Raw genomic sequence first — 19,567 nt, forward strand, 5'->3', positions numbered from 1 at the left:
AGTCACCCTATAACAAGATCTAAGGCCGACTATGGGCACTGAAACACTGGCGATTAGCAGCGTGCGATTATTTCGCTACGCGTTTGGCTCCCTGCTTGTATTAGTCGGTACGGCATTATTGGTGGCCCATGGGCTGGCTTGGCTCGACTTGGAGCCGCGCATCTTGCGCGCCTTGCAGGGCGGAGCGATCTGCGCACTCGGTACCGCGTTGGGCGCGGTGCCGGTGCTGGTGATTCGCCGAATGCCGGCGGCGTTGAGCGATACCTTGCTGGGGTTTGGAGCAGGGGTAATGCTGGCGGCGACCGCCTTTTCGCTGGTCGTGCCCGGCATTGCCGCCGCTGAAAGCCTGGGGCTCTCGCCGTGGGGTGCGGCTGGCTTGATCAGCTTCGGCATCATGCTGGGTGCATTCGGGCTGTATCTGGTAGACCGCAAGGTGTCCGGCGCCAGCCCGGAAATGTTGGTGGGCACGCCGGATAAGCCGGTTATTCCGCCGCGCATCTGGCTCTTCGTGTTTGCCATCATTGCCCACAACATCCCGGAAGGCATGGCTGTAGGAGTTTCTGCGGGTGGCGGCATGGCGGATGCCGACAGCCTCGCCATGGGCATTGCCCTGCAGGACGTGCCGGAAGGCCTGGTGATTGCGCTGGTATTGGCTGGGGCGGGGATGTCGCGGATCAAGGCGTTCCTGATCGGCGCTGCGTCCGGTTTGGTCGAACCGGTATTTGCAGTGCTGTGCGCGTGGTTGGTGAGCCTTGCCGAAGTGCTGTTGCCCCTGGGGCTGGCGCTGGCTGCTGGCGCGATGCTGCTGGTGGTGACCCATGAGGTCATCCCCGAGTCACGCCGAAACGGTCACGATAAGCTCGCCAGCCTGGGGTTGTGCATCGGGTTCTGCTTGATGATGATGATGGATACGGCGTTGGGTTGAAGCTTGCTCCTACAGCGCAAGGCGGTTATTCGCCTTCATCAAAGTAGTTATTGATCAGCTTCACCAGCGCGTCCATGGCTTCCTGCTCTTGTTCGCCTTGGGTTTCCAGATGGATCTTGGTGCCTTTGCCTGCGGCAAGCATCATCATCGCCATGATGCTTTTACCGTCGACCATCGTTTCCGGCGTGCGCCCGGCGCGGATCTGGCAGGGGAACTGCCCGGCAACGCCGACAAACTTGGCTGAAGCCCGGGCGTGCAAACCCAGCTTGTTGATGATTTCAATTTCCCGAGCCGGCATCGCAGTGGTGTTCCTTTCAGCTAAGGTCGCGGTGGCGAACCTGGACATTCTTGAGGGTTTGTTGCAGCACCTGGCCGAGCCGTTCCGTCAGGTAGACGGAGCGGTGGTGGCCACCGGTGCAGCCAATGGCAATGGTGACATAGGCGCGATTGCTCGCGGCAAAGCGCGGTAGCCATTTGAGCAGGTAGGTGGAGATGTCCTGGAACATCTCTTCCACATCCGCTTGTGCCGCCAGATAGTCGATCACGGGCTGATCGAGCCCGGACTGATCGCGCAATTCCGGTTTCCAATAAGGATTGGGCAGGCAACGCACGTCGAACACCAAGTCGGCATCCACCGGCATGCCACGCTTGAAACCAAATGACTCGACCAGAAACGCTGTGCCAGGCTCCGGCTGGTTCAGCAATCGCAGTTTGATCGCATCGCGCAGCTGGTACAGGTTCAGGTTGGTGGTGTTGATCTTGAGGTCGGCCAGATCGATGATCGGCCCCAGCAGCTTGGTCTCGTCCTGGATGGCTTCCGCCAGGGAGCGGTTGGCGCTGCTGAGCGGATGGCGTCGACGGGTTTCGGAGAAACGCTTGAGCAGGGTTTCTTCGTCGGCATCCAGGTACAGCACGTCGCAATGAATATGCTTGGCGCGCACTTCCTCAAGCAGTTCGGGGAAGCGCGAGAGATGGCTGGGCAGGTTGCGGGCGTCGATCGACACGGCGACCAGCGGTTGCGCCAGTTCGGTGTGGATCAAGGCGCGCTCGGCCAATTCCGGCAGCAGCCCGGCGGGCAGGTTGTCGATGCAGTAGAAGCCGCTGTCTTCAAGCACATTGAGGGCAGTGCTCTTGCCCGAGCCGGAACGGCCGCTGACGATGATCAAACGCATGATTATTGCCCGCTTTGCTCATCCAGGACGACCTGATACAACGCCTCATTACTCTTGGCACTGCGCAGTTTTTCGCGTACTTCCTTGCGGTCGAGCATGCTGGCGATCTGCCGGAGCAGTTCCAGGTGCGCATCGGTGGCAGCTTGTGGGACCAGCAGAACGAACAGCAGGTCGACCGGAGCGCCGTCGATGGCATCGAAATCGATGGGGTGATCCAGGTGCAGCAGGGCGCTGACCGGTGTTGTGCAGCCTTTGAGGCGGCAGTGGGGGATGGCGATGCCGTTGCCAAAACCGGTCGAGCCAAGTTTTTCACGGGCGATCAGAGCCTCGAAGACATCTTGCATCTCCAGGTCAGGCACTTGGCTGCTGATCAGGTTGGCAATTTGTTCGAGGGCTTTTTTCTTGCTGCCGCCCGGCACGTTCACGAGGGAACGGCCGGGGGTCAGGATGGTTTCAAGTCGGATCATGGGGGGAGAGTTAACGACCTGTACCTTGCATCAGGTGCAGATTCTTTTCCTTATGCTTTTTGAGTTGGCGGTCAAGCTTGTCGGTGAGCAAGTCGATCGATGCATACATGTCTTCATGCTCGGCGTTAGCAACCACTTCGCCACCGGGTATCTGCAGGGTCGCTTCAATTTTCTGCTGAAGCTTATCGACCTTCATGATGACCTGCACGTTGGTGATCTTGTCGAAATGTCCTTCAAGCTTTTTCAGCTTCTGTTCGACGTATTCGCGCATGGGTGGGGTGACTTCTACATGGTGTCCACTGATGTTGACTTGCATACAGCTTCTCCTTCGTTGCCAGTGCATAAAGCGGCAGGCGAAAAGCGCCTGCCACTGGAACGCTGTGCCCCGCCCGTCACATCAAACGCTTTCGCTCGCTGGAAGGCGCGATCCCGAGAGACTCGCGGTACTTGGCGACGGTTCGACGGGCGACCTGAATGCCTTGTGCCTCCAGTAAACCAGCGATCTTGCTGTCACTCAACGGCTTTTTCTGATTTTCCGCGGCAACCAGTTTTTTGATGATCGCGCGGATCGCCGTGGACGAGCATTCGCCGCCTTCGGAGGTGCTTACATGGCTGGAGAAAAAGTATTTCAGCTCATAAATACCCCGTGGGGTATGCATGAATTTTTGCGTGGTCACCCGTGAAATCGTCGATTCGTGCATGCCAACCGCTTCAGCGATGTCGTGCAGTACCAGGGGTTTCATTGCCTCGTCGCCATATTCCAGGAAGCCGCGTTGGTGCTCGACGATCTGGGTGGCCACTTTCATCAGGGTTTCGTTGCGGCTTTGCAGGCTCTTGATGAACCAGCGTGCTTCCTGCAGCTGGTTGCGCATGAACGTGTTGTCGGCGCTGGTATCGGCGCGGCGCACGAAGCCGGCGTATTGCGGGTTGACCCGAAGGCGTGGCACCGACTCCTGGTTCAGTTCCACCAGCCAGCGCTCGTTGTCTTTGCGCACGATCACATCAGGCACGACATATTCGGCTTCGCTGGACTCGATCTGCGAGCCCGGGCGAGGGTTGAGGCTCTGAACCAGCTCGATAACCTGGCGCAGCTCGTCTTCCTTGAGCTTCATGCGACGCATCAGCTGGCTGTAGTCGCGGCTGCCGAGCAGGTCGATGTAGTCGCTGACCAGCCGCTTGGCTTCAGCGAGCCAGGGGGTCTTGGCCGGTAGCTGGCGCAGTTGCAGCAACAAGCACTCGCTGAGCGTACGGGCGCCAATGCCGGCGGGCTCGAATTGCTGGATACGGTGCAGGACGGCTTCGATCTCGTCCAGTTCGATATCCAGCTCCGGGTCGAAGGCTTCAAGAATTTCTTCGAGCGTTTCGTCCAGATAACCCTGGTTATTGATGCAGTCGATCAGGGTGACGGCGATCAAGCGATCGGTGTCGGACATCGGCGCCAGGTTCAGTTGCCACAGCAAGTGGCTCTGCAGGCTCTCGCCGACCGACGTACGGGTGGTGAAGTCCCATTCGTCGTCGTCATTGCTGGGCAGGCTGCTGGCGCTGGTCTGGTAGACGTCTTCCCATGCGGTGTCCACCGGAAGTTCGTTGGGAATGCGTTCGTTCCATTCGCCGTCCTCGAGGTTGTCCACCGTAGGGGCGGTTTCCTGATAGGACGGTTCCTGTACATCGGGATTGGGCTTTTGCTCGATATTGTCGGCCAAGGGGTCGGTATTGTCGAAGTCGTCGCCTTCTTCCTGGCGTTCGAGCATCGGATTGGACTCCAGGGCCTCCTGGATTTCCTGTTGCAGGTCCAGGGTCGACAATTGGAGCAGGCGGATGGCCTGTTGCAGCTGCGGTGTCATCGTCAGCTGCTGGCCCATTCTCAGGACTAGCGATGGTTTCATGGCAGGGGCTTAACACCTTATTCGCCGGCGCAATGCGCCATCCACGACAGGGCGCGTGAGCGCCAAACATAAGCAAATTATATGCCTGATATCGGGGCCTTTGCCTAGAGCGCGGTAACAATAAAAAAGCTGAGAAAAAAGCTGAGGTTTTTATTGACTCGCTCGCGCGCTCGTAAAGGGCCCGATATCACCGTGTTTACAGGCGGAACTCGTGACCCAGATAAACTTCCTTCACCAGTTCGTTGGCCAGGATCGTCGCTGAATCACCTTCGGCAATCAATTGCCCGTCGTTGACGATATAAGCGGTTTCGCAGATATCGAGGGTCTCACGGACGTTGTGGTCGGTGATCAGCACACCAATGCCCTTGGCCTTGAGGTGATGGATGATCTGCTTGATATCGCCCACCGAAATCGGATCAACGCCAGCGAACGGTTCGTCCAGCAGAATGAATTTGGGGGCGGTTGCCAGGGCGCGGGCGATCTCCACGCGGCGACGCTCACCACCGGACAAGCTCATGCCGAGATTGTCGCGAATGTGGTTGATGTGGAATTCCTGCAACAGGCTTTCCAGTTCCTTGCGGCGGCCGTCGCGGTCGAGTTCCTTGCGGGTCTCGAGGATTGCCATGATGTTGTCGGCTACCGACAGTTTGCGGAAGATCGACGCCTCCTGCGGAAGATAGCCGATACCTGCGCGCGCACGGCCGTGCATCGGCTGGTGGCTGACGTCCAGGTCGTCGATCAATACGCGCCCCTGGTCCGCCTGGACCAGCCCGACGATCATGTAGAAGCAGGTGGTCTTGCCGGCACCGTTGGGGCCAAGCAGGCCGACAATCTGGCCGCTGTCGATCGATAGGCTCACATCGCGTACCACCTGGCGGCTTTTATAGGCCTTGGCCAGATGCTGGGCTTTCAGGGTTGCCATTACTCGGCCTTCTTCTTCGGCTGGATGACCATGTCGATCCGTGGGCGAGGCGCGGTGACCTTGTTGCCATTGGCGCGACCCGCCTGGGCGACCTGGGTCTGGGTGTTGTAGACGATCTTCTCGCCTTCGGTGGAGTTACCGTCGGCACTCAGCACCTTGGCCTGGTCGATCAATACGATGCGATTTTGCTGGGCATGGTACTGGATAGTCTTGCCATAGCCTTTCATCGGCCCTGGGTCTTCTGCCTTTTGCTTCTGCTCGAAGTAAGCGAGGTTGCCCACCGAGGTCACGACGTCGATATCGCCAGCCTGGGTGCGAGTCAGTGTCACCGTATTACCGGTGATCTTCATCGAGCCTTGGGTGATGATCACGCCACCGGTGTAGGTCGCGACACCTTGCTTGTCATCCAGCTGCGCATCGTCAGCCGAGATGTGGATCGGTTGCTGGCTATCGTTCGGCAGAGCCCAGGCGCTCACGCTTCCCAGTGCTGCGCCCAGACCGAGCAAAATAGGGAGGGTTTTAACGAGCCTCATACTGTCCTCTTACGTTCGATAGCAGGTGTATCCTGCTTTCTTTCAAATACGCTTTCATTCCCTTGCCAGTCGATACACCGCCAGCGCCGTCGATTCTAACGTCTTGCTCGGTCTGCGCATATTGCTGTTGTGGGAATACCGTCATGCGACTGCTGGTAATGATGGTGTCGCGGTTCTGCGCGTCTGTACGTGCGACGCGCACCGAGTCGATCAGTTCGATTTCGGTGCCGTCCGGATTGACCTCGCCACGCAGGCTGGTGACGTGCCATGGCAGTTCGGTGCCACGGTACATGTTCAAGTCCGGGTTGGTCAGCAGGCTGACTTCCGAGGCTTTCAAGCGCTCGACCTTGTCGGAGACCAACTCGTACTGCACCTTGCCATCGGGCAGGAACTGCACGGTATGGGTGTTGGTGGCGAAGTTGTCGATGACACTTTCATCAACCTGCACGACAGGCTTGTCGAGAAAGCGCTCCGGGCTGATATTCCAGTAGCCCACCGCGAGCAACAGCGCGGCGATGGCTCCGAATAGCAGGAAGTTGCGAATCTTTTTGCTCAGCATATAACGCTCTATAAGTAGGCGGCGTGGGCCGCTTCAAGACTGCCCTGGGCACGCAGGATCAACTCGCAGAACTCGCGGGCGGCACCTTCGCCACCGCGGGCGGCGGTAATGCCATGGGCGTGTTCACGCACAAACGCTGCGGCATTGGCGACGGCCATGCCCAGGCCTACCCGACGGATCACCGGCAGGTCAGGCAGATCGTCACCCAGATAGGCGACTTGTTCATAGCTTAGGTTGAGTTGGCCAAGAAGCTCGTCCAGCACCACCAGTTTATCCTCGCGGCCTTGATACAGGTGAGGAATCCCGAGGTTTTGTGCGCGACGTTCCACAACGGGGGTCTTTCGACCGCTGATAATCGCTGTTTGCACGCCTGCCGCCATCAGCATCTTGATGCCCTGGCCGTCGAGGGTGTTGAACGTCTTGAATTCGCTGCCGTCTTCGAGAAAGTACAGGCGGCCATCGGTCAGCACGCCATCGACGTCGAATATCGCCAACTTGATGTTTTTACCGCGTTGCAACAGGTCGCTGGTCATTTACATCACTCCTGCACGCAACAAGTCGTGCATGTTCAGGGCGCCGATAGGGTGGTCGTGGTCATCGACCACCACCAGCGCGCCGATCTTGTGGTCTTCCATGATCTTCAGGGCTTCGGCTGCCAGCATCTCGGGGCGCGCGGTCTTGCCGTGGGGCGTCATCACAGCATCGATGGTTGCGGTATGGATGTCGATGGCCCGGTCCAGGGTGCGCCGCAGATCACCGTCGGTGAACACGCCGGCCAGTCGGCCGTCGGCTTCCAGGATCACGGTCATGCCCAGGCCCTTGCGGGTCATTTCCATCAGCGCGTCCTTGAGCAAGGTGCCGCGTTGCACGTGGGGCAGTTCATCGCCCGCATGCATGACGTTTTCCACTTTCAACAGCAAGCGGCGGCCCAGGGCGCCGCCGGGGTGCGAAAACGCGAAATCTTCAGCGGTGAACCCGCGAGCCTCAAGCAGCGCCACCGCCAGCGCGTCGCCCATGACCAGTGCCGCAGTCGTCGACGAGGTGGGCGCCAGGTTCAGCGGGCAGGCTTCATGGGCGACATGAACGTTCAAGTTCACTTCGGCGGCCTTGGCCAGTGTCGATTCCGGGTTGCCGGTGACGCTGATCATCTTGATGCCCAGGCGCTTGATCAGCGGCAGCAGGGTGACGATTTCGTTGGTGGTGCCGGAGTTGGACAATGCCAGAATCACGTCATCCTTGGTAATCATGCCCATATCACCATGGCTGGCTTCGGCCGGGTGCACGAAGAACGCTGTGGTTCCGGTGCTGGCCAGCGTAGCGGCGATCTTGTTGCCGACGTGGCCGGACTTACCCATGCCAACCACGACAACGCGGCCTTTGCTGGCCAGAATCATCTCGCAGGCGCGTACGAAATCTGCGTCGATATGCGCCAGCAAACCTTCTACGGCTTCCAGCTCGAGGCGGATGGTGCGTTGTGCGGATTGGATGAGGTCGCTGGATTGGCTCATGTCTGAAGTCGTATAGCCTGACGAAAAGTCGGCGATTATAGCGGTAATGATCGATTCGCTCACATAAGTTCGTCAGGCTTTATTCTGAGCGTCTCCAGGATTCGTCTGAATAACATCGCCGGCAACGTTTTTCGCTGTGCTGAATCTGAACAAGCGCTGTTCCGGCCTTGGGGGCTCTGCACCAGCAGTGATATAGTTCGCGGCCAGTTCGGTCCGCCCAACCCATGGCGTAACTATTGCACATCCATTGCAAACCAAATTCGCATACATGGTGTCTGAGTGAAAGGCTGCATCCCAAGGAGATTAGATGAGTGCCGATAACGCCTACGCGGTCGAGCTGAAGGGCCTTTCCTTCAAGCGCGGTACGCGCAGCATCTTCAATAACGTCGATATTCGCATTCCTCGCGGAAAAGTCACGGGCATCATGGGGCCTTCCGGTTGCGGCAAGACCACCTTGTTGCGCCTGATGGGCATGCAATTGCGCCCCAGTGCCGGCGAAGTGTGGGTCAACGGCCAGAACCTGCCGACGCTGTCGCGCAGCGATCTGTTCGATGCGCGCAAGCACATGGGAGTACTGTTCCAGAGCGGTGCGCTGTTTACCGACCTCGATGTTTTCGAAAACGTAGCGTTCCCGCTGCGGGTGCATACCCAGCTGTCCGATGAGATGATTCGTGACATTGTGTTGCTCAAGCTGCAGGCCGTAGGGCTTCGCGGGGCCATCGACCTGATGCCTGACGAATTGTCCGGTGGCATGAAGCGTCGTGTCGCCCTGGCGCGAGCTATCGCCCTCGACCCGCAGATCCTCATGTATGACGAGCCTTTCGTGGGCCAGGATCCCATCGCCATGGGCGTACTGGTGCGCCTGATCCGTCTGCTCAATGATGCATTGGGTATCACCAGCATCGTGGTGTCTCACGACCTGGCCGAAACCGCGAGCATCGCTGACTACCTCTATGTAGTGGGTGATGGTCAGGTGCTGGGGCAGGGGACGCCAGAAGAGCTGATGAACGCCGATAACCCGCGCATTCGCCAATTCATGACCGGCGATCCTGATGGCCCGGTGCCTTTTCACTTTCCGGCAGCGGACTACCGCGCAGATCTTCTGGGGAAGCGCTGATGCGCAAGACATCTCTTATCGAAAAGGTTCGCCTTTTCGGTCGCTCGGGCATCGACATCGTCGAAGTCCTCGGGCGTTCGACTATTTTCCTGTTCCACGCCTTGCTCGGCCGCGGCGGCATCGGCGGCGGCTTTGGCTTGCTGCTCAAGCAACTGCATGCGGTCGGCGTGATGTCTCTGGTGATCATCGTGGTCTCCGGAATGTTCATCGGCATGGTGCTGGCGCTGCAAGGCTTCAACATTCTGTCCAGCTACGGTTCAGAGCAGGCGGTAGGGCAGATGGTTGCCCTGACGCTGTTGCGTGAACTGGGGCCGGTGGTCACCGCGTTGCTGTTCGCCGGGCGTGCAGGTTCTGCGTTGACCGCCGAAATCGGTAACATGAAGTCCACCGAACAGCTGTCCAGCCTGGAAATGATCGGTGTGGACCCGCTCAAGTACATTGTTGCCCCGCGCCTGTGGGCCGGCTTCATTTCCCTTCCGCTGCTGGCGATGATCTTCAGCGTGGTCGGGATCTGGGGCGGTTCGTGGGTGGCGGTGGACTGGTTGGGGGTCTATGACGGTTCCTACTGGGCCAACATGCAAAACAGCGTGACCTTCACGGGCGATGTGCTCAACGGCATCATAAAGAGCATCGTCTTCGCCTTTGTAGTGACCTGGATCGCCGTATTCCAAGGCTATGACTGTGAGCCCACTTCAGAAGGGATCAGTCGCGCCACCACCAAGACCGTTGTATACGCCTCGCTGGCGGTACTGGGCCTTGACTTCATTTTGACCGCCTTGATGTTTGGAGATTTCTGATGCAAAACCGCACTGTGGAGATCGGTGTCGGCCTTTTCTTGCTGGCTGGCATCCTGGCTTTACTGTTGCTGGCCCTGCGGGTCAGTGGCCTGTCGGCCAGCCCCACCGCCGACACCTATAAACTTTATGCGTACTTCGACAATATCGCCGGTTTGACGGTCAGAGCTAAAGTGACCATGGCCGGTGTGACCATCGGCAAGGTCACGGCAATCGATCTGGATCGCGATAGCTTCACCGGCCGAGTGACGATGCAGTTGGACAAGAAGGTAGATAATCTGCCGACTGACTCCACGGCATCTATCCTCACTGCGGGCTTGCTGGGCGAGAAGTACATCGGTGTCAGCGTGGGCGGGGAAACAGCCCTGCTCAAGGATGGCTCGACTATCCACGACACACAGTCGTCGTTGGTGCTTGAAGACCTGATCGGTAAATTCCTGCTCAACACGGTCAATAAAGACGCCAAATGAGGAATCTGTTCATGCTCTCTACCTTGCGACGTGGCCTTCTGGTTCTGCTTGCAGCGCTGCCGTTGATGGCCAACGCAGCCGGTTCTGCCCACGAACTGGTGCAGGACACCACCAACAAAATGTTGGCTGACCTGTCGGCCAACAAGGAAAAGTACAAACAAGACCCGAGCCAGTTCTACAACGCGCTCAATACCATTGTCGGTCCGGTGGTGGATGCCGAAGGCATCTCCAAAAGCATCATGACCGTCAAGTATTCGCGCAAGGCCACACCTGCGCAGATGCAGCGTTTCCAGGAAAACTTCAAGCGCGGCCTGTTCCAGTTCTACGGCAACGCCTTGCTTGAGTACAACAACCAGGGGATTACCGTCGCTCCGGCCGGTGATGAGTCGGGTGACCGCACCAGCGTCAACATGACCGTCAAAGGTACCAATGGTGCCGTGTACCCTGTGCAGTACACGCTGGCGAAGGTCGGCGGCGAGTGGAAGCTGCGTAACGTGATCATCAACGGCATCAATATCGGCAAGCTGTTCCGTGACCAGTTCGCCGACGCGATGCAGCGCAATGGCAACGACCTGGACAAGACCATCAATGGTTGGGCCGGCGAAGTGGCCAAGGCCAAGGAAACTTCCGATAAGGAAGCCGGGAAACCAGCGCCATGACCGAGTCGGCTGTTCGTATCGGCGATGCCGGCGAGCTGTTCCTCAGCGGCGTGCTCGATTACCGCACCGGGCCTGACCTGCGCAAGCAGGGCCAGGCACTGATCAAGGCCAGCACTGCGCCCGCGCTGGTGCTGGATTGCTCGGCGGTAACCAAGTCCAGCAGCGTCGGTTTGTCGTTGCTGTTGTGCTTCATGCGCGATGCTGCTGCGGTAAAAAAGCCGGTCAGTCTCCGTGCGTTGCCTGAAGACATGCGCGAGATCGCCGAGGTTTCCGGCTTGACCGAGCTGTTGGCACACCCGTAATACACATTTATCAGAGAAGCCCTCCGTCAGAGTCCTGCTATGCGGGGTTCGCAGGCGCGGGGCTTTTTTTGTATGATGTGCGACCCGTGCGCACTGGGCGCCGATAGAGGTTGAGCATGCAGGCCCTAGAAGTTAAGAGCTTCCTTGAAGGAAAGCTGCCGGACACGGCTGTAGAAGTTGAAGGCGAAGGCTGCAATTTCCAGCTGAACGTGATCAGCGATGAACTGGCGGCATTGAGCCCGGTCAAGCGTCAGCAGCAGATCTATGCCCATTTGAACCCATGGATCACCGATGGCAGCATCCATGCGGTCACTATGAAATTTTTCAGCCGCGCGGCCTGGGCCGAGCGCACCTGAGCCCCCAAGGCGTCGAGATTCTTATGGATAAATTGATTATTACCGGCGGTGCCCGCCTCGATGGCGAGATCCGCATTTCCGGTGCGAAAAACTCCGCCTTGCCGATCCTGGCAGCGACCCTGCTGTGCGACGGCCCTGTCACGGTGGCCAACCTGCCGCACTTGCACGACATCACCACCATGATTGAGCTGTTCGGTCGCATGGGCATTGAGCCGGTGATCGACGAGAAGTTGTCTGTCGAAATCGACCCACGCACCATCAAGACCCTGATCGCCCCGTACGAGCTGGTGAAAACCATGCGTGCGTCGATCCTGGTGCTTGGCCCGATGGTCGCGCGTTTCGGTGAAGCCGAAGTGGCCCTGCCTGGCGGTTGCGCCATTGGTTCGCGTCCGGTCGACCTGCACATCCGTGGTCTCGAAGCCATGGGCGCGGTCATCGACGTCGAAGGCGGCTATATCAAGGCCAAAGCGCCGGAAGGCGGCTTGCGTGGCGCGAACTTCTTCTTCGATACCGTCAGCGTGACCGGTACCGAGAACATCATGATGGCCGCTGCCCTGGCCAATGGCCGCAGCGTCCTGCAAAACGCCGCGCGCGAGCCGGAAGTGGTCGACTTGGCCAACTTCCTCAACGCCATGGGCGCGAAGGTTTCCGGCGCTGGCACCGACACCATCACTATTGATGGTGTAGAGCGTCTGCACACCGCTACCTATAAAGTCATGCCTGACCGCATTGAGACCGGCACGTACCTGGTTGCCGCTGCCGTTACCGGTGGCCGCGTGAAGGTCAAGGACACCGATCCGACCATTCTCGAAGCCGTCCTGGAAAAACTCAAGGAAGCCGGCGCAGAAATCACCACCGGTGAAGACTGGATCGAGCTGAACATGCACGGCAAGCGGCCAAAAGCTGTCAACGTGCGTACAGCCCCGTACCCGGCATTCCCGACCGACATGCAGGCGCAGTTCATTTCCTTGAACGCGATTGCTGAAGGCACTGGTGCCGTGATCGAGACCATCTTCGAAAACCGTTTCATGCATGTGTACGAACTGCACCGCATGGGCGCCAAGATCCAGGTCGAGGGCAACACCGCCATCGTTACCGGCATCGACAAGCTCAAGGGCGCGCCAGTGATGGCAACTGACCTGCGTGCTTCGGCCAGCCTGGTGATCTCGGCACTCTGCGCCGAAGGCGATACGCTGATCGACCGCATCTACCACATAGACCGTGGCTACGAGTGCATCGAAGAAAAGCTGCAGATGCTCGGCGCTAAAATCCGCCGCGTTCCGGGCTGATGCCCGCTGTTCTGTAGGAGCGAGCTTGCTCGCGAAAAACGTCAACGATAACGGGTTTATCCAGAATAAACGCGGTGCCCATGAGTTCTTCGCGAGCAAGCTCGCTCCTACACACACACCGGTTTGTTTCAAATCGAGGCTGTAAGGGCCTCGATCTGTGTCTGGCGCCGTTTGCGACCGGACAGCAATAGCCTGATGAAGGACTGACATTTCCCATGTTGACCATCGCACTGTCCAAGGGCCGCATCCTTGACGACACGCTGCCGCTTCTGGCTGAAGCGGGCATCGTGCCGACCGAGAATCCGGACAAGAGCCGCAAGCTGATCATCCCCACGACCCAGGACGACGTTCGTCTGCTGATCGTGCGGGCTACCGACGTGCCGACCTACGTTGAACATGGCGCCGCCGACCTCGGTGTGGCCGGTAAGGACGTGCTGATGGAATACGGTGGCCAGGGTCTCTACGAGCCACTGGACCTGCGGATCGCGCTGTGCAAACTGATGACCGCCGGCCGTGTTGGCGATGTCGAGCCCAAGGGCCGCCTGCGGGTGGCGACCAAGTTCGTCAACGTCGCCAAACGCTACTACGCCGAACAAGGCCGTCAGGTCGATATCATCAAGCTTTACGGCTCGATGGAGCTGGCGCCGCTGATAGGCTTGGCCGACAAGATCATCGACGTGGTCGACACCGGCAACACCCTGCGCGCCAACGGTCTCGAGCCCCAGGATTTCATTGCCGACATCAGCTCCCGCCTGATCGTCAACAAAGCGTCGATGAAAATGCAACATGCCCGTATCCAGGCGTTGATCGACACCCTGCGCACGGCAGTGGAGTCGCGACACCGCGGTTGACTCACCCGCGTAGCCCAAAGGCTGCGCCCGTCTATCCGCCTCATAGCCAGAATTCTCAGGTGCCCAAGCGGAGCGAACGGTAGTTTAGGGCGCCTGAGTTTTTGCCAATCTATTGAGGCCCTCGCTATGACCACGTCCACTGCAATTGCCCGACTCAACGCTGCCGACCCGGATTTCGCCGATCATCTGGATCATCTGCTGAGCTGGGAAAGCGTGTCCGATGACTCGGTCAACCAGCGGGTGCTCGAGATCATCAAAGCCGTGCGCGAGCGCGGCGATGCAGCACTGGTGGATTTCACCCGTCAGTTCGACGGCCTGGACGTCAAGTCCATGGCGGACCTGATTCTGCCCCGTGAACGCCTGGAACTGGCCCTGACGCGCATCACCGCGCCCCAGCGTGAAGCCTTGGAAGTGGCGGCGGCGCGGGTGCGCAGCTATCACGAAAAGCAGAAGCAGGATTCCTGGAGCTACACCGAGGCCGACGGCACCGTACTGGGCCAGAAGGTCACGCCGCTGGACCGCGCCGGCCTGTACGTGCCGGGCGGCAAGGCATCGTACCCGTCGTCGGTGTTGATGAACGCGATTCCGGCCAAAGTGGCAGGCGTGACCGAAGTGGTCATGGTGGTGCCGACCCCCCGTGGTGAAATCAACGAGCTGGTGCTGGCTGCCGCCTGCATTGCCGGGGTCGACCGCGTGTTCACCATCGGTGGCGCCCAAGCGGTTGCCGCGTTGGCCTATGGCACCGAAAGCGTACCAAAGGTCGACAAAGTAGTGGGGCCGGGCAATATCTACGTCGCCACCGCCAAGCGCCATGTGTTTGGCCAGGTCGGTATCGACATGATCGCCGGCCCCTCGGAAATCCTCGTGGTGTGTGACGGCCAGACCGACCCGGACTGGATCGCCATGGACCTGTTCTCCCAGGCCGAGCACGACGAAGACGCCCAGGCGATCCTGGTCAGCCCCGACGCCGCGTTCCTTGATCAGGTCGCCGCCAGCATCAACAAGCTGTTGCCGACCATGGAGCGCGCCGAGATCATCGAGAAATCGATCAACGGCCGTGGCGCATTGATTCTGGTCAGCGACATGGAGCAAGCCATCGAAGTGGCCAACCGTATCGCGCCGGAGCACCTTGAGCTGTCCGTAGCGGACCCACAGGCGTGGCTGCCGTCGATCCGTCACGCTGGCGCGATCTTCATGGGTCGCCACACCAGCGAAGCCCTGGGCGACTACTGTGCAGGTCCGAACCACGTATTGCCGACCTCCGGCACCGCGCGCTTTTCGTCGCCGCTGGGGGTGTATGACTTCCAGAAGCGTTCATCGATCATCTTCTGTTCGCCCCAGGGCGCGTCCGAATTGGGCAAGACCGCCTCGGTGCTGGCCCGTGGCGAATCGCTGAGCGCCCACGCGCGCAGCGCTGAATATCGCATCCTCAAGGGAGAATAAGGCATGAGCAAATTCTGGAGCCCTTTCGTCAAGGACCTGGTGCCTTACGTGCCCGGCGAGCAGCCAAAGCTGACCAAGCTGATCAAGCTCAATACTAACGAAAACCCCTATGGTCCTTCGCCCAAAGCGTTAGAGGCCATGCGGGCCGAGTTGAACGATGACCTGCGTTTGTACTCGGACCCCAACAGCGACCGACTCAAGCAAGCGGTGGCGAAGTATTACGGCGTCGAGGCGAACAAGGTGTTCCTTGGTAATGGCTCCGACGAAGTCCTGGCGCATATTTTTCACGGCCTGTTCCAGCACGAGTTGCCGCTTTTGTTCCCGGATATCAGCTACAGCTTCTATCCGGTTTACTGCGGTCTTTATGGCATCAAGTCTGATCCTGTGCCGCTGGACGAACAGTTCCAGATCAACGTGGCGGATTACGCCAAGCCCAATGGTGGGATCATCTTTCCCAACCCTAACGCGCCAACCGGTTGCCTGCTGGCGCTGGACGCTGTGGAGCAAATCCTCAAGGCCAACCCGGAATCAGTCGTGGTCGTGGACGAGGCTTATATCGACTTCGGTGGCGAAACTGCGATCACCCTGGTGGATCATTACCCGAACCTGCTGGTGACCCAGACGTTGTCCAAGTCGCGCTCGCTGGCGGGCCTGCGGGTTGGCCTGGCGGTGGGACATCCGGACCTGATCGAAGCGTTGGAGCGAGTCAAGAACAGCTTCAACTCCTACCCGCTGGATCGCCTGGCGATTGTCGGCGCTGCCGTGGCGTTTGAGGACCGTGAATACTTTGAGAAGACCTGCGGGTGGGTGATAGACAGCCGTGAAAAACTCACCGGCCAGTTGCAGGCCAAGGGGTTTGAAGTGTTGCCTTCGGCAGCCAACTTCATCTTTGCGCGCCACCCACGGCATGACGCGGCGGGCCTGGCGGCCAAATTGCGTGAGCAAGGGGTGATCGTGCGGCACTTCAAGCAGGAGCGGATTGCCCAGTTCCTGCGGATCAGCATCGGGACGCCGGAGCAGAACCAGGCGCTGATCGATGGGCTCGGCGAGCTCTAAGCCACACTGAAGATCAAAATGTGGGAGGGGGCTTGCTCCCGATGGCGGTGTGTCAGTCAACAGATGTATTGACTGTTACACCCCTATCGGGAGCAAGCCCCCTCCCACATTAGTTAGAGCAACGGCTCATCCGGCTTTTTGTGCTTCCAACCATCATTGCCCGGCAACAGCAGGTTCAAACCAATCGCTACCACCGCGCACAAGGCGATGCCCTTGAGGCCGAAATCGTCCGGGCCGGTGCCGGTACCCACCAGTACACCGCCAATCCCGAACACCAGCGTCACCGATACAATCACCAGATTGCGCGCTTCACCCAGGTCGATCCTGTGGCGAATCAGCGTATTCATCCCCACCGCCGCAATCGAGCCGAACAGCAGGCACAGAATTCCGCCCATCACCGGTACCGGAATGCTCTGCAGCAGCGCGCCGAACTTGCCGATAAACGCCAGGCTGATGGCGAACACCGCGGCCCAGGTCATGATTTTCGGGTTGTAGTTCTTGGTCAGCATCACCGCGCCCGTCACTTCGGCGTAGGTGGTATTGGGCGGGCCGCCAAACAGGCCGGCGGCCGTGGTAGCAATCCCGTCACCCAGCAACGTGCGATGCAGGCCGGGCTTCTTCAGGTAGTCGCGACCGGTCACGCTGCCGACCGCTATCACGCCACCGATATGCTCGATCGCAGGGGCCAGGGCCACCGGCACGATAAACAGGATGGCCTGCCAGTTGAACTCCGGCGCGGTGAAGTGGGGCAGGGCGAACCACGGCGCGGCGGCGATCTTCGCCGTGTCGACCACGCCAAAGTAGAACGACATGGCAAACCCCACCAGCACGCCGGAGATGATCGGCACCAGGCGGAAGATGCCCTTGCCGAACACCGCCACGATCAAGGTGGTCAGCAGCGCGGGCATCGAGATCAGCATGGCCGTCTGGTAGTGGATCAGCTCGGCGCCGTCGCCGGACTTGCCCATCGCCATATTGGCGGCGATCGGCGCCATGGCCAGGCCGATGGAAATGATCACCGGGCCGATCACCACCGGCGGCAGCAGTCGGTCGATGAAACCGGTGCCTTTGACCTTCACGGCAAGGCCCAGGAAGGTATAGACGAAACCCGCCGCCATCACCCCGCCCATGGTCGCTGCCAGGCCGAATTGGCCCTTGGCGAGAATGATCGGGGTGATGAATGCAAAGCTCGAGGCCAGGAACACCGGCACCTGCCGCCCGGTCACTACCTGGAACAGCAACGTGCCTAAGCCTGCGGTGAACAGTGCGACGTTTGGATCAAGGCCTGTGATCAGCGGCATCAACACCAGCGCGCCAAATGCTACGAAGAGCATTTGTGCGCCAGACAGGATCTGGCGCCAAAGCGGGTCGTTGAATTCATCCTGCATGCTCACGCGTCCTTCTGCTTGGTGCCGAAGATCTTGTCACCGGCATCGCCCAGGCCTGGGATGATGTAGCCGTGTTCATTCAGGCGCTCGTCGATGGAGGCGGTGTAGATCTGTACGTCAGGGTGCGCTTTCTCGACGGCGGCAATGCCTTCGGGCGCGGCGACCAGCACCATGGCGCGGATGTCCTTGCAGCCGGCTTTTTTCAACAGGTCGATGGTGGCGACCATGGAACTGCCGGTGGCGAGCATCGGGTCGATGATCATGGCCAGGCGTTCGTTGATTTCCGGGACGAGTTTTTCCAGGTACGTGTGGGCCTGCAATGTTTCTTCGTTGCGGGCCACGCCGACGGCGCTGACCTTGGCGCCCGGGATCAGGCTGAGCACGCCTTCGAGCATGCCGATACCGGCGCGCAGGATCGGCACCACGGTAATTTTCTTACCGGCAATTTTCTCGACCTGTACGGGACCGGCCCAACCGGGGATCTCGTAGGTTTCCAAGGGTAAGTCCTTGGTGGCTTCGTAAGTGAGCAGCGCTCCAACTTCCTGAGCAAGCTCACGGAAATTCTTCGTGCTGATGTCGGCACGGCGCATAAGGCCGAGTTTGTGTCGGATCAGCGGGTGGCGGATCTCGCGAGTGGGCATGGGAAAGGCTCCGGCGGCGGGCAAAAAAACCGGCCTAGATTAATCTATCCGAGGGTGTTGTCCTATAGACATCTAGCACGTTAGTCCATTAAGGCTTGCTCGGAGCGCAGTAGAAGCGTAACTTCGCCCGCTTTTCTTGCCACAGCACCCCTTGGAGAGCGCCATGTCCGCTGATCTCGAGCATATCCGTCAAATCATGCACGAGGCTGACTGCCTGTACACCGAAGCGCAAGTCGAAGCAGCGATCGCCAAGGTCGGCGCGCACATCACCCGCGAAATGGCCGACACCAACCCGGTGGTCTTCTGCGTGATGAACGGTGGCCTGATCTTCGCCGGCAAATTGCTCACTCACCTGCAATTCCCGCTGGAAGCCTCTTATCTGCACGCTACCCGCTATCGCAACGAAACCAGCGGCGGTGATCTGTTCTGGAAGGCCAAGCCGGAAGTTTCGTTTATCGACCGTGACGTGCTGATCATCGATGACATCCTCGACGAAGGGCACACCCTGGGCGCGATCATCGACTTCTGCAAGCATGCCGGCGCGCGCAAAGTGCACACCGCCGTGCTGATCGACAAAGACCACGACCGCAAGGCGCGCCCTGAGCTCAAAGCCGATTTCGTCGGGCTGCCGTGCATCGACCGCTATATCTTCGGTTATGGCATGGACTACAAGGGCTACTGGCGCAACGCCAATGGCATCTACGCGGTTAAAGGAATGTAATCGATGGCCCGCTTTCTTGATCAGACGTTATTTGCAGAGTTGGCCGAGAAAGCGGGCGCCAGCCCCCGTGGCCGGCACCACCACAATTTCCACCAGATGGAAGAGCCGTGTCATCGCCTCGCCGTGGCCCTGCAGCCGAGTACCTATGTACCGCCGCATCGGCACTTGAGCGCGGACAAGGCGGAAACCTTGCTGGTGCTCCAGGGGCGACTGGGCCTGCTGATATTCAGCGACACCGGTGAGGTCATCACCAAGCGCGTGATGCAGGCAGGGGGCGAATGCGCGGGCGTCGACCTGCCGCCGGGCGTGTTCCATGGCTTGGTCGTGCTGAAGCCTGATACGGTGATGTTCGAGTGCAAGGCTGGGCCCTATCGACCGGTGGGCGAGGGTGAGTTGGCCGATTGGGCGCCCCGCGAGGGCGATGCCGGTGTGGCTGACTACCAACGCTGGATGCTCGCCCAGTTCGATTGAGCTGCAGTGCTGCTGTAGCCAGAACACCGGCTCTTCA

At 59.5% G+C, this 19,567-nt stretch carries 25 protein-coding genes; 13 read left to right on the plus strand and 12 right to left on the minus strand.

What is annotated here, in order from left to right; all coding sequences use genetic code 11:
- The first annotated feature begins 31 nt into the window (after nt 1-31).
- Nucleotides 32-925, plus strand: a complete 894-nt coding sequence (locus C4J91_RS04885) for a ZIP family metal transporter (protein WP_124361311.1) — start codon at nt 32-34, stop codon at nt 923-925.
- 25 nt (nt 926-950) lie between these two features.
- Here C4J91_RS04885 and C4J91_RS04890 read toward each other — a convergent pair whose 3' ends face one another.
- The 10 genes from C4J91_RS04890 to C4J91_RS04935 form a co-directional block, all read right to left on the minus strand.
- Nucleotides 951-1,223 carry an HPr family phosphocarrier protein gene (locus C4J91_RS04890; protein WP_124361312.1) on the minus strand — a complete coding sequence of 91 codons (273 nt, stop codon included), beginning with the start codon at nt 1,221-1,223 and terminating at the stop codon, nt 951-953.
- A gap of 16 nt (nt 1,224-1,239) precedes the next feature.
- Complete coding sequence (gene rapZ / locus C4J91_RS04895) at nt 1,240-2,097, minus strand: RNase adapter RapZ (RefSeq protein ID WP_124361313.1); 858 nt, start codon at nt 2,095-2,097, stop codon at nt 1,240-1,242.
- Between the two features lie 2 nt (nt 2,098-2,099).
- Nucleotides 2,100-2,564 (minus strand): PTS IIA-like nitrogen regulatory protein PtsN, encoded by a 465-nt coding sequence (gene ptsN, locus C4J91_RS04900; protein ID WP_124361314.1) that lies wholly within the window; start codon nt 2,562-2,564, stop codon nt 2,100-2,102.
- Between the two features lie 10 nt (nt 2,565-2,574).
- The gene (gene hpf, locus C4J91_RS04905) at nt 2,575-2,880 is read right to left on the minus strand and encodes a ribosome hibernation-promoting factor, HPF/YfiA family (RefSeq protein ID WP_057724572.1); all 306 of its coding nucleotides are present in this window, start codon (nt 2,878-2,880) and stop codon (nt 2,575-2,577) included.
- Nucleotides 2,881-2,956: 76 nt separating this feature from the next.
- A complete protein-coding gene (locus C4J91_RS04910) occupies nt 2,957-4,450 on the minus strand; it encodes an RNA polymerase factor sigma-54 (protein WP_057724573.1) in 1,494 nt (497 codons plus the stop codon).
- A gap of 196 nt (nt 4,451-4,646) precedes the next feature.
- Nucleotides 4,647-5,372 (minus strand): LPS export ABC transporter ATP-binding protein, encoded by a 726-nt coding sequence (lptB, locus tag C4J91_RS04915; protein ID WP_003171806.1) that lies wholly within the window; start codon nt 5,370-5,372, stop codon nt 4,647-4,649.
- On the minus strand, nt 5,372-5,905 hold the full coding sequence (gene lptA, locus C4J91_RS04920) for a lipopolysaccharide transport periplasmic protein LptA (protein WP_043050759.1): 534 nt from the start codon (nt 5,903-5,905) through the stop codon (nt 5,372-5,374). The genes lptB and lptA overlap by 1 nt, the downstream gene beginning before the upstream one ends.
- Nucleotides 5,892-6,464, minus strand: a complete 573-nt coding sequence (lptC, locus tag C4J91_RS04925; protein WP_124361315.1) for an LPS export ABC transporter periplasmic protein LptC — start codon at nt 6,462-6,464, stop codon at nt 5,892-5,894. The genes lptA and lptC overlap by 14 nt, the downstream gene beginning before the upstream one ends.
- Before the next feature lie 8 nt (nt 6,465-6,472).
- The gene (locus C4J91_RS04930; protein ID WP_124361316.1) at nt 6,473-6,997 is read right to left on the minus strand and encodes an HAD family hydrolase; all 525 of its coding nucleotides are present in this window, start codon (nt 6,995-6,997) and stop codon (nt 6,473-6,475) included.
- Nucleotides 6,998-7,972, minus strand: coding sequence for a KpsF/GutQ family sugar-phosphate isomerase (locus C4J91_RS04935; RefSeq protein WP_124361317.1), 975 nt, complete (start codon nt 7,970-7,972; stop codon nt 6,998-7,000). It abuts the gene before it with no gap.
- 307 nt (nt 7,973-8,279) lie between these two features.
- On the opposite strand from C4J91_RS04935, the gene C4J91_RS04940 reads away from it, so the two are divergent.
- From C4J91_RS04940 to hisC, 10 genes are all read left to right on the plus strand, one after another.
- The gene (locus C4J91_RS04940) at nt 8,280-9,089 is read left to right on the plus strand and encodes an ATP-binding cassette domain-containing protein (protein WP_057724577.1); all 810 of its coding nucleotides are present in this window, start codon (nt 8,280-8,282) and stop codon (nt 9,087-9,089) included.
- Complete coding sequence (mlaE, locus tag C4J91_RS04945) at nt 9,089-9,886, plus strand: lipid asymmetry maintenance ABC transporter permease subunit MlaE (RefSeq protein WP_057021555.1); 798 nt, start codon at nt 9,089-9,091, stop codon at nt 9,884-9,886. Before C4J91_RS04940 ends, mlaE begins: the two co-directional genes overlap by 1 nt.
- Nucleotides 9,886-10,353, plus strand: a complete 468-nt coding sequence (gene mlaD, locus C4J91_RS04950) for an outer membrane lipid asymmetry maintenance protein MlaD (protein ID WP_003171814.1) — start codon at nt 9,886-9,888, stop codon at nt 10,351-10,353. The genes mlaE and mlaD overlap by 1 nt, the downstream gene beginning before the upstream one ends.
- An 11-nt stretch (nt 10,354-10,364) precedes the next feature.
- Nucleotides 10,365-11,012 (plus strand): phospholipid-binding protein MlaC, encoded by a 648-nt coding sequence (locus C4J91_RS04955; protein WP_124361318.1) that lies wholly within the window; start codon nt 10,365-10,367, stop codon nt 11,010-11,012.
- Nucleotides 11,009-11,314 carry a lipid asymmetry maintenance protein MlaB gene (locus tag C4J91_RS04960; RefSeq protein WP_124361319.1) on the plus strand — a complete coding sequence of 102 codons (306 nt, stop codon included), beginning with the start codon at nt 11,009-11,011 and terminating at the stop codon, nt 11,312-11,314. The genes C4J91_RS04955 and C4J91_RS04960 overlap by 4 nt, the downstream gene beginning before the upstream one ends.
- A gap of 116 nt (nt 11,315-11,430) precedes the next feature.
- Complete coding sequence (locus C4J91_RS04965; protein ID WP_124361320.1) at nt 11,431-11,670, plus strand: BolA family protein; 240 nt, start codon at nt 11,431-11,433, stop codon at nt 11,668-11,670.
- A gap of 23 nt (nt 11,671-11,693) precedes the next feature.
- Nucleotides 11,694-12,959 (plus strand): UDP-N-acetylglucosamine 1-carboxyvinyltransferase, encoded by a 1,266-nt coding sequence (gene murA / locus C4J91_RS04970; RefSeq protein ID WP_124361321.1) that lies wholly within the window; start codon nt 11,694-11,696, stop codon nt 12,957-12,959.
- 215 nt (nt 12,960-13,174) lie between these two features.
- The gene (hisG, locus tag C4J91_RS04975; RefSeq protein WP_003171824.1) at nt 13,175-13,810 is read left to right on the plus strand and encodes an ATP phosphoribosyltransferase; all 636 of its coding nucleotides are present in this window, start codon (nt 13,175-13,177) and stop codon (nt 13,808-13,810) included.
- A gap of 126 nt (nt 13,811-13,936) precedes the next feature.
- On the plus strand, nt 13,937-15,253 hold the full coding sequence (gene hisD, locus C4J91_RS04980; protein WP_124361322.1) for a histidinol dehydrogenase: 1,317 nt from the start codon (nt 13,937-13,939) through the stop codon (nt 15,251-15,253).
- Nucleotides 15,254-15,256: 3 nt separating this feature from the next.
- Nucleotides 15,257-16,309, plus strand: coding sequence for a histidinol-phosphate transaminase (gene hisC / locus C4J91_RS04985; RefSeq protein ID WP_124361323.1), 1,053 nt, complete (start codon nt 15,257-15,259; stop codon nt 16,307-16,309).
- A 113-nt stretch (nt 16,310-16,422) separates the two neighbouring features.
- On the opposite strand, the gene C4J91_RS04990 is transcribed toward hisC, so the two are convergent.
- Entirely contained in the window at nt 16,423-17,697 is a 1,275-nt protein-coding gene (locus C4J91_RS04990; RefSeq protein WP_124361324.1) for a uracil-xanthine permease family protein, read from the minus strand.
- A gap of 2 nt (nt 17,698-17,699) precedes the next feature.
- Entirely contained in the window at nt 17,700-18,338 is a 639-nt protein-coding gene (gene upp / locus C4J91_RS04995) for a uracil phosphoribosyltransferase (RefSeq protein ID WP_017138223.1), read from the minus strand.
- A gap of 163 nt (nt 18,339-18,501) precedes the next feature.
- Between upp and C4J91_RS05000 the strand changes: the two genes are divergently transcribed.
- Nucleotides 18,502-19,059 (plus strand): hypoxanthine-guanine phosphoribosyltransferase, encoded by a 558-nt coding sequence (locus tag C4J91_RS05000; protein WP_065885799.1) that lies wholly within the window; start codon nt 18,502-18,504, stop codon nt 19,057-19,059.
- A gap of 3 nt (nt 19,060-19,062) precedes the next feature.
- On the plus strand, nt 19,063-19,530 hold the full coding sequence (locus C4J91_RS05005) for a WbuC family cupin fold metalloprotein (protein ID WP_124361325.1): 468 nt from the start codon (nt 19,063-19,065) through the stop codon (nt 19,528-19,530).
- The last annotated feature ends 37 nt before the right edge of the window (nt 19,531-19,567 follow it).

The organism is Pseudomonas sp. R3-52-08 (genome assembly GCF_003851745.1).
In the GTDB taxonomy this organism is placed as follows: domain Bacteria; phylum Pseudomonadota; class Gammaproteobacteria; order Pseudomonadales; family Pseudomonadaceae; genus Aquipseudomonas.

Excerpts from the sequence above, each read along its gene's own strand:
- C4J91_RS04885 (WP_124361311.1), top strand. The coding sequence starts at position 32 with ATGGGCACTGAAACACTGGCGATTAGCAGCGTGCGATTATTTCGCTAC.
- C4J91_RS04890 (WP_124361312.1), bottom strand. The coding sequence starts at position 1,223 with ATGCCGGCTCGGGAAATTGAAATCATCAACAAGCTGGGTTTGCACGCC.
- rapZ (WP_124361313.1), bottom strand. The coding sequence starts at position 2,097 with ATGCGTTTGATCATCGTCAGCGGCCGTTCCGGCTCGGGCAAGAGCACT.
- ptsN (WP_124361314.1), bottom strand. The coding sequence starts at position 2,564 with ATGATCCGACTTGAAACCATCCTGACCCCCGGCCGTTCCCTCGTGAAC.
- hpf (WP_057724572.1), bottom strand. The coding sequence starts at position 2,880 with ATGCAAGTCAACATCAGTGGACACCATGTAGAAGTCACCCCACCCATG.
- C4J91_RS04910 (WP_057724573.1), bottom strand. The coding sequence starts at position 4,450 with ATGAAACCATCGCTAGTCCTGAGAATGGGCCAGCAGCTGACGATGACA.
- lptB (WP_003171806.1), bottom strand. The coding sequence starts at position 5,372 with ATGGCAACCCTGAAAGCCCAGCATCTGGCCAAGGCCTATAAAAGCCGC.
- lptA (WP_043050759.1), bottom strand. The coding sequence starts at position 5,905 with ATGAGGCTCGTTAAAACCCTCCCTATTTTGCTCGGTCTGGGCGCAGCA.
- lptC (WP_124361315.1), bottom strand. The coding sequence starts at position 6,464 with ATGCTGAGCAAAAAGATTCGCAACTTCCTGCTATTCGGAGCCATCGCC.
- C4J91_RS04930 (WP_124361316.1), bottom strand. The coding sequence starts at position 6,997 with ATGACCAGCGACCTGTTGCAACGCGGTAAAAACATCAAGTTGGCGATA.
- C4J91_RS04935 (WP_124361317.1), bottom strand. The coding sequence starts at position 7,972 with ATGAGCCAATCCAGCGACCTCATCCAATCCGCACAACGCACCATCCGC.
- C4J91_RS04940 (WP_057724577.1), top strand. The coding sequence starts at position 8,280 with ATGAGTGCCGATAACGCCTACGCGGTCGAGCTGAAGGGCCTTTCCTTC.
- mlaE (WP_057021555.1), top strand. The coding sequence starts at position 9,089 with ATGCGCAAGACATCTCTTATCGAAAAGGTTCGCCTTTTCGGTCGCTCG.
- mlaD (WP_003171814.1), top strand. The coding sequence starts at position 9,886 with ATGCAAAACCGCACTGTGGAGATCGGTGTCGGCCTTTTCTTGCTGGCT.
- C4J91_RS04955 (WP_124361318.1), top strand. The coding sequence starts at position 10,365 with ATGCTCTCTACCTTGCGACGTGGCCTTCTGGTTCTGCTTGCAGCGCTG.
- C4J91_RS04960 (WP_124361319.1), top strand. The coding sequence starts at position 11,009 with ATGACCGAGTCGGCTGTTCGTATCGGCGATGCCGGCGAGCTGTTCCTC.
- C4J91_RS04965 (WP_124361320.1), top strand. The coding sequence starts at position 11,431 with ATGCAGGCCCTAGAAGTTAAGAGCTTCCTTGAAGGAAAGCTGCCGGAC.
- murA (WP_124361321.1), top strand. The coding sequence starts at position 11,694 with ATGGATAAATTGATTATTACCGGCGGTGCCCGCCTCGATGGCGAGATC.
- hisG (WP_003171824.1), top strand. The coding sequence starts at position 13,175 with ATGTTGACCATCGCACTGTCCAAGGGCCGCATCCTTGACGACACGCTG.
- hisD (WP_124361322.1), top strand. The coding sequence starts at position 13,937 with ATGACCACGTCCACTGCAATTGCCCGACTCAACGCTGCCGACCCGGAT.
- hisC (WP_124361323.1), top strand. The coding sequence starts at position 15,257 with ATGAGCAAATTCTGGAGCCCTTTCGTCAAGGACCTGGTGCCTTACGTG.
- C4J91_RS04990 (WP_124361324.1), bottom strand. The coding sequence starts at position 17,697 with ATGCAGGATGAATTCAACGACCCGCTTTGGCGCCAGATCCTGTCTGGC.
- upp (WP_017138223.1), bottom strand. The coding sequence starts at position 18,338 with ATGCCCACTCGCGAGATCCGCCACCCGCTGATCCGACACAAACTCGGC.
- C4J91_RS05000 (WP_065885799.1), top strand. The coding sequence starts at position 18,502 with ATGTCCGCTGATCTCGAGCATATCCGTCAAATCATGCACGAGGCTGAC.
- C4J91_RS05005 (WP_124361325.1), top strand. The coding sequence starts at position 19,063 with ATGGCCCGCTTTCTTGATCAGACGTTATTTGCAGAGTTGGCCGAGAAA.